Raw genomic sequence first — 15,522 nt, forward strand, 5'->3', positions numbered from 1 at the left:
GTCACGGCTGGAAGTAGAAAAAAAGTTCTAGACAGAGAGTTCTAGATCATTTAATCTACATTGCATATTTCAAGGAGTTATTCATGGCCGAGTTGCTGTCCCTGCTGATGCCTGCCATAGGCTGGTCGCTGCTGCACTTTGTGTGGCAGGGATTGCTGATCGGCTGGGCGGCGACACTGGCGCTGCAACTGCTGCGCAACGCCCGTCCCCAGGCGCGCTACGCGGTTGCCTGCGGCGCCTTGCTGCTGTGCGCCGCGCTGCCGCTGGCCGGTATCGTCTGGCGCCTGCTGGACGCGGCCAGCGCCGCGCCCGCCGCCCATCCCGCCGCGCTGCTGATGGCGGCCGCTCCTGCCGGCGCGGCATCCGCTGGCCTGGGCGTGCCCGTGCTCATGGATGGCGACCAACTCATTTCCTGGCAATACATGCTGCAGCGCCAGCTGCCCTGGCTGGTGCTGCTGTGGGCCAGCGGGGCCGCGTTCATGACGGTGCGCCTGTCGCTGGGCCTGCTCTGGGTGCGCGAGCGCACGCTGGAGGCGCAGGCCGTGCCGAATGCCCACTGGCAGCAGCGCCTGGACCGCCTGGCGCTGCGTCTCGGGCTGGACCGTCCGGTGCGGCTGGCCGTGGCGGACCACCTGGACTCGCCCATGACGGCGGGCTGCTGGAAGCCGGTGGTGCTGCTGCCCGCGTCGCTGCTGACCGGCATGCCGGCCGATCTTCTGGAAGCGCTGCTGGCGCACGAACTGGCCCATATCAAGCGCCATGACTACCTGGTGAACCTGGTGCAGAGCGCGATCGAGATACTGTTGTTTTACCACCCGAGCGTGTGGATGCTGTCCCGGCACATCCGCGACGAACGGGAGCAGATTGCAGATGATTTAGCCGCAAGCACGCTCGGCGAACCGCGGCGCCTGGCCCTTGCATTGTCCGAACTGGACCGCTTCCAGTTCGCTACCCCCCAGCCTGCGCTGGGGGCTCAAGGAGGAAACCTCATGTCCCGTATCAAACGTCTGGTCCGCCCAGACAGCCAGCCGCTGAGCTGGAAGATTGCCGCGCCCCTGCTTGGCCTGTGCACCGCCTGCGCCGTGCTGTACGCCCACGCCGCCCCGCAGCCGCCCGCCGTTGACGCGCCGGCAGCTCCTGCCGTGCCCGCTATTGACGCGCCCGCCGCCCCCAAGTCCCTGCCTGCCGTGCCGCCGGTGCCTGCCGTTGCCCAGCCGATGATGCTCGCGGCCGCCGCGCCGGTGCCGCCAGTGCCGGACGCCGCTCCAGTCCCGGCCCCGGCGCCCGCAGCCGCTCCGATGCCAGCACCGCGTCCCGCGCTTGCCGCCCGTCCCGCTCCCGCCGCCTTGGTGGCTTTGGCTGCCCCGGCTGCTCCTGCAGCCCCCGCCGCACCGGCAGCCCCAGCGGCTCCGGCTGCTCCGGCAGCGAAAGCAGCCCCCGCCGCACCGGCAGCTCCAGCAGCCCCGGCTGCGCCGCCGGCCCCGCCGGCGCCCATGCAGGCCGACGAGCAGGCTGCCCCGCACACTCCCGGGCGCATCCGCATGACCTTCGGCCGCCTGACCATGAACAACAACGCCAAGGAAGCCTACGCCATCCGGCGCGGCGACGGCTACAAGTCGATCTATTCCGGCCGCAACGACATGGCCGAACTGAGCCGCCTGGAAGGCGCCGTGAAGGGCGACTTCATCTGGTACCGCGACGGTAGCCAGGCCTGGCTGATCAAGGATCCCGCACTGCTGGCCAAGGTCAACGCCGCCTGGGCGCCGGCCGACGCGATGGATCAGAAAATGAAAGAGCAAAGCAAGGAGATGGAGCAGCACAGCAAGGCCATGGCCGTGCTGGGCGAGAAAATGCGCGCGATGTCCGACCAGGCCGAGCGCCAGGAGCGCGGTATGCCGCACGCCAGGATCGAGCAAGTGGCGCGCGAGCAGGAAGCCGTGGCGCGCAAGATGGAAGCGGTGGGGCGCCGGATGGAGCGCAACGGTGAAGCCGGCGCCGACCGCGAGGCCCTGCAGCGCGAAATGGCGGCCCTGAAAAAGGAAATGGAGCCCTTCAAGAAGCAAATGAAGGAGCTGACTGCCGAGTTTGCAAAAATGCACGCGGAAATGGCCCTCAAGCAGGAGCCAATGAAGGCGCTGAGTGCGGAAATGCGCGAAGCAGGCAAGCCCATGAAGGAGCTGGGCCAGAAGATGGGCGAGCTGGGCCGGGAGCAAGGCCGCCTGAGCCGCGAAGCCGACCAGACCGTGCGTGCGCTGATCCAGGAAGCCGTGCGCAACGGCCAGGCCGAAGCGGTCCCAGCGCCCAAGGGCTGATTGGATATCCAGTGTTTTGCACCGGGGCGCGCGCCGCCCCGGTATAATCACGGGATGCAAAATCTCCTCCACAACCTCAACCCCGAACAACTGGCCGCTGTTACGCTGCCAGCCCAAAGCGCCCTCATCCTTGCCGGCGCCGGCTCGGGCAAGACCCGCGTATTGACCACCCGCATAGCCTGGCTGATCCAGACCGGCCAGGTATCGCCGGCCGGCATCCTGGCGGTGACGTTCACCAACAAGGCCGCCAAGGAAATGCTCACGCGCTTGTCGGCCATGCTGCCGATCAATACGCGCGGCATGTGGATAGGCACCTTCCACGGCTTGTGCAACCGCCTGCTGCGCACCCACTACCGTGACGCGGCCCTGCCGCAGACCTTCCAGATCCTTGATTCGCAGGACCAGCTGTCGGCCATCAAGCGCCTGCTGAAGGCCTTCAATATCGACGACGAGAAGTTCCCGGCCAAGTCGGTGATGTACTTCATCAACGGCGCCAAGGACGCGGGCTTGCGCGCCGGCGACGTGGAAGCCCACGACCCCGCCGAGCGCAAGATGGTGGAGCTGTACGGCCTGTACGACGACCAGTGCCAGCGCGAAGGCGTGGTGGATTTTGCCGAACTGCTGCTGCGCAGCTACGAGCTGCTGAGCCGCAACCAGCCGCTGCGCGAGCACTACCAGCAGCGCTTCAAGCACATCCTGGTGGACGAGTTCCAGGATACCAATGACCTGCAGTACAAGTGGCTCAAGCTGCTGTCCGGCCAGGGCCAGAGCCAGGCCCGCAGCGCGCTGTTTGCGGTGGGCGACGACGACCAGAGCATCTACGCCTTCCGTGGCGCGAATGTGGGCAATATGCGCGCCTTCGAGCAGGAGTTCAACGTCCAGAACCTGATCAAGCTGGAGCAGAACTACCGCTCGCACGGCCACATCCTGGACTCGGCCAATATGCTGATCTCCAACAACAGCAAGCGCCTGGGCAAGAACCTGCGCACCGACGCCGGGCACGGCGAACAGGTGCGCGTGTACGAGGCCAGCTCGGACCTGCAGGAAGCGCAGTGGATTATCGAGGAAACCAAGAACCTCATCGCCGAAGGCGCCTCGCGCAGCGAAGTGGCGGTGCTGTACCGCTCCAACGCGCAGTCGCGCGTGATCGAGCATGCGCTGTTCTCGGCCGGCATTCCCTACCATGTGTACGGCGGCCTGCGCTACTTCCAGCGCGCCGAGGTCAAGCACGCCATCGCCTATCTGCAGCTGATGGACAATCCGCACAACGACTCGGCCTTCCTGCGCGTGGTGAACTTCCCCACGCGCGGCATCGGCGTGCGCACCATCGAGAACCTGCAGGGCGCGGCGCAGCAGTACGGCATTTCGCTGTACGCGGCGGTGCCGTATATGTCGGGCAAGGCGGGCAGCTCGCTGTCCGGCTTCGTCAAGATGATAGAAGGCATGCGCTTTGAAACGCAGCAGATGGCGCTGCCCGAACTGGTGCGCGTGGTGCTGGAAGGCAGTACGCTGCTGAGCCATTACGCCACCGAGAAAGAAGGCGCGGACCGCGTCGAGAACCTGGAGCAGATGGTGAGCGCGGCCACGCACTTCGTGTCCGAAGAAGGCTATGGCCAGGGCGCCCCGGCGCACCTGGGACCGCGCGCGGACGCGCAGGCCGGCGCGCCCATCGTCAACGCCGACGGCATCGAGATACTGGACGCGGACGCGCCGCTGGCCACGGTGATGTCGCCGCTGTCGGCCTTCCTGTCGCACGCCTCGCTGGAAGCGGGCGACAACCAGGCGCAAGCCGGCCAGGACGCGCTGCAGATGATGACGGTGCACTCGGCCAAGGGCCTGGAGTTCGACAACGTCTTCATCACCGGCCTGGAAGAGGGCCTGTTCCCGCACGAGAGCAGCTCGAAAGAGGACGGCGGCGTGGAGGAGGAACGGCGCCTGATGTACGTGGCCATCACGCGCGCGCGCAAGCGCCTGTACATGTGCTTCTCGCAGACCCGCATGCTGCACGGCCAGACCCGCTACAACATGAAGTCGCGCTTCTTCGACGAGCTGCCTGAGGAATCGCTGAAGTGGCTGTCGCCCAAGGTGCAGTCGCACTGGTTCGCCAACAAGAAGTCGGCCTGGGACGACGCGCCGCTGAACCTGGGCAGCGACAACGCCCTGGCCCAGCGCATGGCGCAGAAAGCCGGCGGCGGCAGCGGCTGGCGCATCGGCGAGGCGGTCTCGCACGGCAAATTCGGAGAAGGCGTGATCGTCAACATCGAAGGCAGCGGCGCCAACTGCCGCGCACAGATCAACTTCGGCAGCCACGGTATGAAGGTGCTGGATTTGAGCGTGGCGAAGCTGGAGCGGCTGGGACGCTGACGTCTGGCGGGTTACGCCCTGCGGGCTAACCCGCCCTACGGATTGCTTATTCCTGTGGCTGGTTTTCCTGCGGGTCCTGCGGCTGTACCGGGCTGCCGAAGATTTGCCGGTAGCTGGCGTACAGCGAGCAGTGGAACAGCACCGAGAACAGCACCAGCACCACCTGCATCACCATCATATACAAGGCGGGGGTGCGGCCGAACAGCAGGGCCACGGTCTGCGACAGCAGCAGCATCAGGCCGAACATGCTGATCAGGAAAACGGCGAAGGTCTTGAACGCGCGCCATACGCCGAAGAAGCTGAAGAAGATGGACTTGCCCACGCCCATTTTCTGGAAGTAGATCAGCGGCGCGGCAAAGCAGAAGGCCATGGCCGCCGGAATGCCGGCCGCCATAATGACCAGGAAGGCGCCGCCCAGGCTGGCGTCGCGCGCTTCCGGCGAGTTGTGCGGCACCTGGCCGGTGAGCAGCTTGATCAGCATGCCGTCGCTGGCCAGCGTGGCCAGGCCGATGGCCAGCGCAGCGGCAGCCATGTACAGCAGGCCCACCGCCACCAGTTTGCCGAAGGCCGGCTTCTGGAAGCCTACCGTCAGCAGTTTCGGTGTTACCCGCTTGCCTTGCTCCACGTCGGCGCCAGCCTGTATTAACGCTACCGAGAACACCGGGGTCAGGATCACCCAGGCCAGCGGGCCGATATAGGGCACGATGTTAAGCAGCAGATTCAGCATGGCGTACAGCATGGCCAGCGACGTCAGGTTGCCTGGCTGCTGCTTGAACATGCCGTAGCCCTGTTTGATCCAGAGCCAGCCGGTGCTTGCGGGAAGTTTGCCCATATCGGTTTTCAGTGTCAGTACAGTGCTGGTGCGGCTACGGCGATGCGTTCGCGCAGGATGCGTTCAAAGTGCGTGGGGTCGTGCGGCGTGAGCATCTCCGCTTCGCGCGGCTGGTGCAGGTCGTACAGGCGCGAGAGCCAGAAGCGCAGCGCGCCGGCGCGCAGCATGGGCTGCCATGCGGTCTGCTCCGCCTCGGTGAAGGGGCGCACGGCATGGTAGGCGTCCAGCATGGCGCGCACGCGCGCCGTGTCCAGCACGCCCGTGTCCAGGTCGATGCACCAGTCGTTGACCGTCACCGCCACGTCGAACAGCCAGCTGTCGCAGCCGGCGAAGTAGAAGTCGAAGAAGCCGGTGAGCTTGTCGCCGTCGAACATGACGTTGTTGCGGAACAGGTCGGCGTGCACCGGGCCTTGCTGCAGCTGCTTGTAAGTGTCGCAGCCGTAGAACGCTTCCTGGAAATGCATCTCGGCGCGCAGCAGGTGCGCTTCCGCGTCGGACAGGAAGGGCAGCACTTGCGGCGTGGCCCAGTTCCACCAGTCCAGGCCGCGCAGATTGGGCTGCGTGCCGGTGTAGTCCAGCGCCGCCACGTGCATTTTCGCCAGCATGGCGCCCACTTCGGCGCAATGCACCGGCTGCGGGTCCATTTGCGACTTGCCCACCAGCTTGGTGACGATGGAGGCCGGCTTGCCGTGCAGCGGCACCACCAGCTGACCGTCCGCGTTGGCGATCGGCGCGGGCACGGCCACGCCCCGGTCGGCCAGGTGGCGCATCAGGTTCAAATAGAAGGGGAGTTGTTCGAAAGACAGGTTCTCAAAGATCGTGAGCACATATTCGCCGCGCTCGGTCGTGAGGAAGAAGTTGCTGTTTTCGATGCCGGACGCGATGCCTTTGATCGCGACCGGTTTGCCGAGAGGAAATTGCGTGATCCACTGGCTGACGTCATCCAGGCTGACCGGGGTAAAAACTGCCATGAGTAGAGGTTTGTTTAAGTAAGCTGCGGGAGCAAGAAAGTCGCGGACCAGCGCAGGCTCAGGGCTTGGCGGGCGGCGGGGCCGGCGTGTCGTCGGCCGCTTCGCCTTCCTTCTGCTTGGTCTTTTTCTTGCCGATGTCGAATTCCATCACGGTCCACTGCGGGCCACGGTTGGCCGAGCCGGCGGCGTCGCCGGGCAGGGCCGTGGTGCTGCTGGTGTTCTGCGCCTTGACGGTGTAGGTGCTCGGGCCGCTCTTGACTTTGGCCTCGGTCACACGGCCGCCTTCGCGTTTCTCCGTGATCTTGCGTTCGTTGGCCGGCTTGGTGGTAACCGTGATCGGCGTGTCAACTTCTTCGATTTTGTCGAGTTTGGGGGGCGCGGCCGAAGGCGTTTGAGCCTGGGCGACGCTGTTCAGGGCGAGAATGAGGACTGGCCAGATTATGGATGCACGCATGATGTATACCGCCCTGTTAAGTGAATAGCTAGATTCTGTATGTGCCCATTGTAACAAACCGACACGGTTCCGGTTTTAAAATAGTCTGCGATAATGGCCGACTACATTGTTATAACGCCGGAACGCTTAATTTTCTAATATGCAAAAGACCCTGCTGCTGGTTGACGGTTCCAGCTATCTCTACCGAGCCTTCCACGCGCTGCCCGACCTGCGCAGTCCGGACGGCCATCCGACCGGCGCCATGCACGGCATGGTCAACATGCTGCGCCGCCTGCGCGCCGATTTCCCCGCCGCCTACATCGCCTGCGTGTTCGACGCCAAGGGCAAGACCTTCCGCGACGATATGTACCCGGAATACAAGGCCACCCGCGCCTCCATGCCGGACGACCTGCGCCTGCAGATCGAGCCTATCCACGAGGCGGTGCGCGCCATGGGCTGGCCCATCCTGATGGTGGAGGGGGTGGAGGCGGACGACGTGATCGGCACGCTGTGCGTGGACGCGGTGAAGGTGGGGCTGGACGTGGTGGTGTCCACCGGCGACAAGGATCTGGCGCAGCTGGTCAACCCCAACGTCATGCTGATCAACACCATGACCAACGAGAAAATGGACGAGGCGGGCGTGCTGACCAAGTTCGGCGTGCCGCCCAACCGCATCATCGACTACCTGACCCTGATCGGCGACACGGTCGACAACGTGCCGGGCGTGGCCAAGTGCGGCCCGAAAACCGCGCTGAAGTGGCTGACCGCTTACGACAGCCTGGACGGCGTGATGGCCAATGCGGAGAAAATCACCGGCGCCGTGGGCGAGAACCTGCGCCAGGCGCTGGGGTGGCTGCCCAAGGGCCGCGAGCTGATCACCGTGAAAACCGATTGCGACCTGGCCGCGCACATGATGTCGATTTCCGAATCGCTGGTGGCCAAGGGCGAGGACAAGGAAGCGCTGCTGGCCTTCTTCGGCAAATACGGCTTCAAGACCCTGCTGCGCGAACTGGGCGGCATGACGCCGTCCGCGCCCATCGGCGCCGGCGGCGCAGGCGCTCCGGCCGCAGCCTCCGGCAATGGCTCCGGTGCCGGCGCTGCGCCGGACGGCGCGATCGCCGCCGGCGGCGCCAATGGCGACCTGTTCGCCGCCGCCAGCGCGCCCGCCAGCGTGAACTACGAAACCGTGCTCACCGAAGCCCAGCTGGACGCCTGGATCGCGCGCATCAACGCCGCAGAGCTGACCGCCGTGGACACGGAAACCACCTCGCTGGAGCCGATGACGGCGCAAATGGTCGGCATTTCGCTGGCCACCGAGCCTGGCCTGGCCTGCTACATCCCGGTGGCGCACAGCTACCAGGGCGTGCAGGAGCAGCTGAGCCGCGAGCTGGTGCTGGACAAGCTGAAACCCTGGCTGGAAGACGCCGCCAAGGCCAAAGTGGGCCAGAACCTGAAATACGACGCGCACATCTTCGCCAACCACGGCGTGGCGCTGCGCGGCATCGTGCACGACACGCTGCTGCAGTCCTATGTGTTCGAGTCGCACCGCACGCACGACATGGACAGCCTGGCGCTGCGCCACCTGAACCACACCACCATTCCCTTCGTGGACGTGTGCGGCAAGGGCGCCAAGCAGATCACCTTCGACCAGGTGGAAATCGGCCGCGCCACCGAGTACGCGGCGGAAGACGCCGACATCACGCTGCGCCTGCACCTGGCCATGCATGGCAACGTCACTGCGGATGCGAAGCTGGAGCACATCTACAGCCAGATCGAACTGCCGACCGCCATCGTGCTGCAGAAGATAGAGCGCAACGGCGTGATGATAGACGCCGCGCTGCTCAAGACGCAGTCGGCCGAACTGGGCGCACGTATCGTGGAACTGGAAGCCAAGGCGCACGAACTAGCCGAGCAGCCCTTCAACCTGGGGTCGCCCAAGCAGATCGGCGAGATCTTCTTCGAGAAGCTGAAGCTGCCGGTGGTGAAAAAGACCCCGAGCGGCGCGCCGTCCACCGACGAGGAAGTGCTGCAAAAGCTGGCCGAGGACTATCCGCTGCCGAAGGTGCTGCTGGAATACCGCGGCATGGCCAAGCTGAAGTCCACCTACACGGACAAGCTGCCGCTGATGATCAATAAGGCCACCGGCCGCGTGCACACCAACTACGCGCAAGCGGTGGCGGTGACGGGGCGCCTGGCGTCGAACGATCCCAATCTGCAGAACATCCCCATCCGCACGGCCGAAGGGCGCCGCATCCGCGAAGCCTTCGTGGCGCCGCCGGGCAGCCATATCGTGTCGGCCGACTATTCGCAGATCGAGCTGCGCATCATGGCGCACATCTCGGAAGACGCGAACATGCTGCGCGCCTTCGCCGAGGGCGAGGACATCCACCGCGCCACGGCCGCCGAGATCTTCGGCGTGGCGCCGGCGGACGTGACGAGCGAGCAGCGCCGCTACGCCAAGGTGATCAACTTCGGCCTGATCTACGGCATGAGCGCCTTCGGCCTGGCGGGCAACCTGGGCATAGACCGCGCCGCCGCGCAGAATTATATCGACCGCTACTTCGCGCGCTTCTCCGGCGTGAAGGCGTACATGGACGATACGCGCCTGCAGGCCAAGGCCAAGGGCTATGTGGAGACCGTGTTCGGCCGCCGCCTGTGGCTGCCGGAGATCAATTCGCCGAACGGCCCGCGCCGCCAGGGCGCCGAGCGCGCCGCGATCAACGCGCCGATGCAGGGCACGGCGGCGGACCTGATCAAGCTGGCCATGATCGCGGTGCAGGACTGGCTGGAGAAAGACCAGCTGAAAACCAAGATGATCATGCAGGTGCACGATGAACTGGTGTTGGAAGTGCCCGACGACGAGCTGGCGCTGGTGCGCGAGAAGCTGCCGCAGCTGATGGCCGGCGTGGCGCAGCTGAAGGTGCCGCTGCTGGCCGAGGTCGGGGTAGGGAAGAACTGGGAGGAGGCGCACTAACGGCGGGTTACGCTACGCTAACCCGCCCTACGCCCTGTCGCGACGTCGCAACCAATGCCGCGACGCCGTCATATGCGTAGGGCGGGTTAGGCGCCGCCGTAACCCGCCAGCGCCGCCGCACATTTTGTTGTAACCACTGGAGGGGACTGATGAAAGATTTGTTGAACGACGCAGCAAGCCTGAACGAAAAGCACCTGAACGACGGCGTACCCCGCCGCGACTTCCTGAAAGTGGCGCTGGGCACCGGCTTTGCCGCCGCCGCGCTGCCGGTGGTGGCGCAGAACGTGGTCAAGACAGACACCGAAGGCCTGACCGCCGGCACCGTCACGGTGACGGTGAACGGCACCGCCGTGCCGGTCTACCGCGCGCAGCCCGCCGGCAAGACCGGCCTGCCCGTGATACTGGTGATCTCCGAAATCTTCGGCGTGCACGAGCACATCGCCGACGTGGCGCGCCGCTTCGCCAAGCTGGGCTACCTGGCGCTGGCGCCGGACCTGTTCGTGCGCCAGGGCGACGCCACCAAGGCGCCGTCCCAGGCCGAGCTGATGAAAAACATCGTCGGCAAAACCCCGGACACCGAAGTGCTGGCCGACCTGGACGCCGTCGTGGCCTGGGCCAAGGCCAATGGCGGCAACACCGACAAGCTGGGCATCACCGGCTTCTGCTGGGGCGGCCGCCAGACCTGGCTGTACACCGCGCACAACCCGAACGTGAAGGCCGGCGTGGCCTGGTACGGCCGCGTGGTGGGCGACAAGACGCCGATCAACCCCGCGCAGCCTATCGACGTGGCGGACAAGATCAAGGCGCCGGTGCTGGGCCTGTACGGCGCCAAGGACACCGGCATCCCGGTCGAATCGCTGGACAAGCTGAAAGCGGCGCTGGCGGCGGCCGGCAACACCAAATCCACGTTTGTGGTCTACCCGAACTCGGGCCACGCCTTCCACGCGGACTACCGTCCCAGCTACAACGAAGCCGACGCCAAGGACGGTTTCGCGCGTGCCGTCGCCTGGTTCAAGGCCAACGGCGTTGCATAACTGAGCAGGAAACCGGGCCGGGCGGTAAAATGCCCGGTTTGCGCAGTTTTGCGTAGCGTTCCAAGGCAGTCCGAGGTTATAAAATCGATTCCACACTCATTTCCATACTGCTGGCCACCACTATAGGCGGCGTGATCAGCCTGACGGCTGCGGCCATTTTCTCGTTTACCTTGCTGTCCAAGGTGGTCGAGCGCATGGTCAGCCTGTCGGTGGGCATCATGCTGTCCACGTCGCTGCTGCACGCGCTGCCGGAGGCGTTTGAGTCGAACGCCGACCCGCGCACGCTGTTTGCCACCCTGCTGGGCGGGCTGCTGGCCTTCTTCATGCTGGAGAAGCTGGCCATCCTGCGCCACTCGCACCACCACGAGCACGACGGCCACCACCACCACCATGGCCACGACAAGCGCGAGGCCGGCAAGGCGGGCTGGATGATACTGGTCGGCGACGGCATGCACAATTTCACCGACGGCATCCTGATCGCGGCGGCCTTCCTGGCCGACCCCGGCCTGGGCCTGGTGACCGGCCTGGCGATTATCGCGCACGAGATTCCGCAGGAGATCGGCGACTTCATCGTGCTGCTGAACGCGGGCTTCTCGCGTACGCGCGCCTACATCTACAATCTGCTGTGCAGCATGATGGCGATCGCCGGCGGCCTGCTGGGCTACTACACGCTGGACCAGGCCAGCAATCTGATCCCTTACGTGCTGGTGTTCGCCTCGTCCGGTTTCATCTACATCGCCGTCAGCGACCTGATGCCGCAGATGCAGCGCCGCGCCACCCTGCGCGAAACCGTGCCCCAGGTGCTGCTGATCGCCGCCGGCGTCGCCATCGTCCTCTTCCTCACCGCGCACCGCCACTAAAAGCGCTTGCGGCCGCGCAAACCGCGCGGTCCGCCCTGTGCTAAGGTGGTGTTTTGGCCGCCAAGGAGGCAATCATGGCTACCGAACAAGACCTGCAAGCCCTGTCCCCATCCGACCGCGAGCGCCTCGAGCGCCTGGCCGCGCTTGGCGGGCGGACGCCGTTGGACATGTTGTATTACGTTCAGCGGGATGGTTTCGAGGAATGCGAGGAATGCGTGCAGGCGTCGTTACTTGCTGAGCAAGAGTTTGCGGATGGGTGCACCATTCCGCATAAGGAGGTAATGGACGAAGCTCGGCTTAGAGTTGAGTTGTATGCCAAACAGCCTTCAAACGCAAAATAAGGCGCGATGGACATCCGGTGCACAAAAATCGTATAACGCGACATTGTGCCGCATTGCCATGCAGGACGATGCGACCCATGCCATCTTTGAGCGCCGGGTGACTCAGGCTCTTGCCCTATTGGCCACCCAGCCAAGCTTGGGGACTCCCACGGCAGATGTCAAAGTCAGGTCTTTTGCGATTCCCAAAACCGGTCATACATTGGAGTACCAAATCATACAAGGCACGGTGCTTGTTGTCCGCTGGTACAGGCAGCGCCGCAAGCGGTCCTGATCAGGCGCCGGTGGCGACCGGGCGGGCGGGGTTGGCGCACCATTCGCTCCAGGAGCCGGGATACAGCGCGGCGCCGTGCAGACCCGCCACTTCCATCGCCAGCAGGTTGTGGCAGGCCGTCACGCCCGAGCCACATTGCATGATGGCGGCCGATGCGCTGCCGAACAGCGGCGCGAATTCCTGTTTCAGCTGCGCCGCTGGCTTGAAGCGGCCGTCCGGCTGCAGGTTGTCCTTGAAGAAGCGGTTCTTCGCGCCCGGTATGTGGCCGCCCACCGGATCGATGGTCTCGTTCTCGCCCCGGTAGCGGTCCGCCGCGCGCGCATCCACCACGGTGCGGCGGTGGGTGCCCAGGTTCTCCACCACGTCCGCCACGGTCACGGTATGCGTCAGCGTAGGGCGCTCGGTGATGTGGCCGCGCGCGCGCTGCGCCACCGGCGTCACCAGCGGCAGGCCCTGCGACTGCCACGCGGCCATGCCGCCGTCCAGCACCGCCACCGCCGGGTGGCCTATCCAGCGCAGCAGCCACCACAGGCGCGCAGCGAACATGCCGCCGTGTGCGTCGTATGCCACCACCTGGGTGCTGTCGCTGATGCCCCAGCCGCGCAGGGTTTCGATCAGCGCGCCGCGCTCCGGCAGCGGATGGCGGCCGGTGAACTGCGCGCCGGCCGGGCTCTTCGGGCCGGACAAATCGTCGTCGATGCTGGCGAATTGCGCGTTCTGGATATGGCCGATGGCGTAGCCGTCGCGGCCCGCGTTCGGATTCATCAGGTCATGGCGGCAGTCCAGGATGACCCAGTCCGGGTCGGTCAGGTGCTGCGCCAGGCCGGCGGCGTCGATCAGGGTGGTGTACATGGCGCTCCTTTTGTTTTTTATACTTCGCTGGCAATCGGATCGGTCGTGGCGATGGCCTTGCCGCGTTCCGTACTGCGGGTATTGTAAAACGTCGCGGCGATGCCGGAGGCGAGAATAATGCCTATGCCCAGCCAGCTGTGCCAGTCGAAAGAGTCGTTGAACACCATCACGCCCCAGAAGCTGGAGAACACAATGCCGGTGTACTGCAGATTGGCCACCACCAGCGTCTTGCCGACGCGGTAGGCGCGCGTCATGGCCATTTGCGCGGCGGTGGCGAACAGGCCTATGCCCAGCATCAGGAAGAATTTCTGCCAGGTGTCGACCGCGTGCCATACCACCGGGCCGCTGCCCGCTTCGAGGATATTGCCCGCCACGCCGGCGATCAGGTTGCCAATCGAGAAATAGAACACCACGCGGTATTCCGGCTCGCCCGCCAGGCCCAGCTTGCGCACCTGCATATAGGCCATGGCCGACAGCACGCTGGAGCCCAGCGCCACCAGCGTGGGGCCGAACAGATGGGAGTTGAAGGCCGGCTGCAGCAGCAGGGTGACGCCGACAAAGCTCATGAACACGGCCAGTATCAGGGGCCATTCAATGCGGTTCTTGGCGTGCCACCAGCCGTGCATGAACAGCCAGACGGCGATCCAGATCGGCGCCATGTAGTTCAGCGTCATGGCGGTGGCGAGGGGCAGCTTGGCGATGGCGTAGAACCACAGCCACAGGGAAATGACGCCGATGAAGCCTCGCCACAGGTGGGCCAGCGGCATGCCGGTCTTCAGGCTGCCGCCCTGGATGCGTATCATGCAGAACAGCACCGTCACGCCGATCACGCCGCGGCACAGCACGATCTCGGAGGTGGTGTAGATTTCCGAGGCCAGTTTCACGCACACGCCCATGGCGGCGAACATGAAACTGGCAAACAGCATCCAAAGCGATTGCATAGGCGGCAGTGTCTTTCCGTAGGGCGGGTCGTGACCCGCCATGTTTGCGATGCGGCGGCGCTGTGGCGGGTTACGCGGCGCTGCCGCTAACCCGCCCTACACTTACAGCGTTACTTTACTGCGGTACCACTCGTGGAAGTGCTGCATGCCGTCTTCCATGGGCGACTGGTAGGGGCCGGCGTCGTTTTCGCCGCGCTGCATCAGGATCTTGCGCCCGGCGTCCATGCGCAGGGCGATTTCGTCGTCCTCCACGCAGGTTTCCATGTAGGCGGCGCGTTCGGCGTCCACGAACTCGCGCTCGAACAGCACGATTTCTTCAGGATAGTAGAACTCCACCACATTGCGCGTTTTCTGCGGGCCGTCCGGCCACAGGGTGGACACCACCAGCACGTGCGGATACCACTCCACCATGATGTTGGGGTAGAGCGTGAGCCAGATGGCGCCGTATTCCGGCGGCTCGCCGCCACGGAACTTGAGCACCTGCTCGTGCCATTTCTCGTACACCGGCGAGCCGGATTTGCGCAGGCTGCGGTTCACGCCCACGGTCTGCACGCTGTAGTCGGCGCCGAATTCCCAGCGCAGGTCTTCGCAGTTGACGAAGCTGCCCAGGCCGGGGTGGAAGGGCTCGACGTGGTAGTCCTCCAGGTAGACCTCGATGAAGGTCTTCCAGTTATAGTCGCACTCGTGCACTTCCACGTGGTCGAACATATAGCCGCTGAAGTCCAGGTCCTTGGTGACCGACATCTCCTTCAGCTTTTCCATGACGTTGTAGCCGTTCTGCTCGAACAGCAGGCCGTTCCAGCTTTGCAGCTTGGTCTTGGGCAGGTTCAGGCATGGCGTTTCGGGGAAGTGCGGCGCGCCGATCAGCTCCCCTTTCAGGTCGTAGGTCCAGCGGTGCAGCGGGCAGACGATGGTGCTGCTGTTGCCGCGCCCATTGAACATCAGCGCCTGGCGGTGGCGGCAGACGTTGGACAGCACTTCCAGGCCGTTGGCGTTGCGCACCAGCATACGCCCTTCGTTTTCGGAAACGAGGGTCGCAAAATCGCCGGTGTTCGGCACCATCAGCTCATGCCCGATATAGCGCGGGCCGGCTTTGAACAGTTGCTGCATTTCACGCTGCAGTAGCGTTTCGTCAAAGTAGACGTTAACCGGAAGTTGCGCGTTGGAGCGCGCTAGCTTGGCGTGGGTAGCCAGATCGGACATCCCAACCCCCCTTAATTAATGTGCTGCAAACCAAGAAGAGACAGAATCCGTAAAGACCTGAATTCAGTTTTTGAAACGGTATTTCGGACAGAACCGGCGATTATAACGTGAAATGCCCATCTTCCGCTTGTGTT

Annotated in this window: 13 protein-coding genes; 7 read left to right on the forward strand and 6 right to left on the reverse strand. The window is 64.7% G+C overall.

Annotated features, from left to right (window positions below):
• The first annotated feature begins 83 nt into the window (after window positions 1-83).
• Together KT882_RS06570 and KT882_RS06575 are read left to right on the forward strand one after the other, a co-directional pair.
• Window positions 84-2,312, forward strand: coding sequence for a M56 family metallopeptidase (locus KT882_RS06570; protein WP_228895013.1), 2,229 nt, complete (start codon window positions 84-86; stop codon window positions 2,310-2,312).
• 54 nt (window positions 2,313-2,366) lie between these two features.
• Window positions 2,367-4,676 (forward strand): UvrD-helicase domain-containing protein, encoded by a 2,310-nt coding sequence (locus tag KT882_RS06575; RefSeq protein WP_228895015.1) that lies wholly within the window; start codon window positions 2,367-2,369, stop codon window positions 4,674-4,676.
• A 46-nt stretch (window positions 4,677-4,722) separates the two neighbouring features.
• On the opposite strand, the gene KT882_RS06580 is transcribed toward KT882_RS06575, so the two are convergent.
• The 3 genes from KT882_RS06580 to KT882_RS06590 are packed head-to-tail and all read right to left on the reverse strand — an operon-like array spanning window position 4,723 to window position 6,933.
• The gene (locus KT882_RS06580; protein ID WP_161071657.1) at window positions 4,723-5,508 is read right to left on the reverse strand and encodes a BPSS1780 family membrane protein; all 786 of its coding nucleotides are present in this window, start codon (window positions 5,506-5,508) and stop codon (window positions 4,723-4,725) included.
• Between the two features lie 14 nt (window positions 5,509-5,522).
• Complete coding sequence (locus KT882_RS06585; protein ID WP_161071656.1) at window positions 5,523-6,479, reverse strand: homoserine kinase; 957 nt, start codon at window positions 6,477-6,479, stop codon at window positions 5,523-5,525.
• Window positions 6,480-6,537: 58 nt separating this feature from the next.
• Window positions 6,538-6,933 carry a hypothetical protein gene (locus KT882_RS06590; protein WP_187358644.1) on the reverse strand — a complete coding sequence of 132 codons (396 nt, stop codon included), beginning with the start codon at window positions 6,931-6,933 and terminating at the stop codon, window positions 6,538-6,540.
• 139 nt (window positions 6,934-7,072) lie between these two features.
• Here KT882_RS06590 and polA point away from each other — a divergent pair, with 139 nt between their 5' ends.
• The 5 genes from polA to KT882_RS30875 all read left to right on the forward strand — a co-directional run bounded on the left by polA (window position 7,073) and on the right by KT882_RS30875 (window position 12,392).
• Entirely contained in the window at window positions 7,073-9,886 is a 2,814-nt protein-coding gene (gene polA, locus KT882_RS06595) for a DNA polymerase I (RefSeq protein WP_228895016.1), read from the forward strand.
• 149 nt (window positions 9,887-10,035) lie between these two features.
• On the forward strand, window positions 10,036-10,920 hold the full coding sequence (locus tag KT882_RS06600; protein WP_228895017.1) for a dienelactone hydrolase family protein: 885 nt from the start codon (window positions 10,036-10,038) through the stop codon (window positions 10,918-10,920).
• A gap of 131 nt (window positions 10,921-11,051) precedes the next feature.
• A complete protein-coding gene (locus KT882_RS06605; protein ID WP_228895019.1) occupies window positions 11,052-11,780 on the forward strand; it encodes a ZIP family metal transporter in 729 nt (242 codons plus the stop codon).
• Window positions 11,781-11,854: 74 nt separating this feature from the next.
• On the forward strand, window positions 11,855-12,121 hold the full coding sequence (locus KT882_RS06610; protein ID WP_228895021.1) for a hypothetical protein: 267 nt from the start codon (window positions 11,855-11,857) through the stop codon (window positions 12,119-12,121).
• Entirely contained in the window at window positions 12,093-12,392 is a 300-nt protein-coding gene (locus KT882_RS30875) for a type II toxin-antitoxin system RelE/ParE family toxin (protein ID WP_407682034.1), read from the forward strand. Before KT882_RS06610 ends, KT882_RS30875 begins: the two co-directional genes overlap by 29 nt.
• On the opposite strand, the gene KT882_RS06615 is transcribed toward KT882_RS30875, so the two are convergent.
• The 3 genes from KT882_RS06615 to KT882_RS06625 form a co-directional block, all read right to left on the reverse strand.
• Window positions 12,393-13,244 carry a sulfurtransferase gene (locus tag KT882_RS06615; RefSeq protein WP_228895023.1) on the reverse strand — a complete coding sequence of 284 codons (852 nt, stop codon included), beginning with the start codon at window positions 13,242-13,244 and terminating at the stop codon, window positions 12,393-12,395. It lies immediately after the preceding gene.
• Between the two features lie 17 nt (window positions 13,245-13,261).
• On the reverse strand, window positions 13,262-14,185 hold the full coding sequence (locus tag KT882_RS06620; RefSeq protein WP_161071650.1) for a DMT family transporter: 924 nt from the start codon (window positions 14,183-14,185) through the stop codon (window positions 13,262-13,264).
• A gap of 102 nt (window positions 14,186-14,287) precedes the next feature.
• Window positions 14,288-15,388 (reverse strand): aromatic ring-hydroxylating oxygenase subunit alpha, encoded by a 1,101-nt coding sequence (locus KT882_RS06625; RefSeq protein ID WP_161071649.1) that lies wholly within the window; start codon window positions 15,386-15,388, stop codon window positions 14,288-14,290.
• Between the last annotated feature and the right edge of the window lie 134 nt (window positions 15,389-15,522).

It is taken from the genome of Pseudoduganella aquatica (assembly GCF_020865585.1).
Taxonomy (GTDB): domain Bacteria; phylum Pseudomonadota; class Gammaproteobacteria; order Burkholderiales; family Burkholderiaceae_D; genus Rugamonas; species Rugamonas aquatica_A.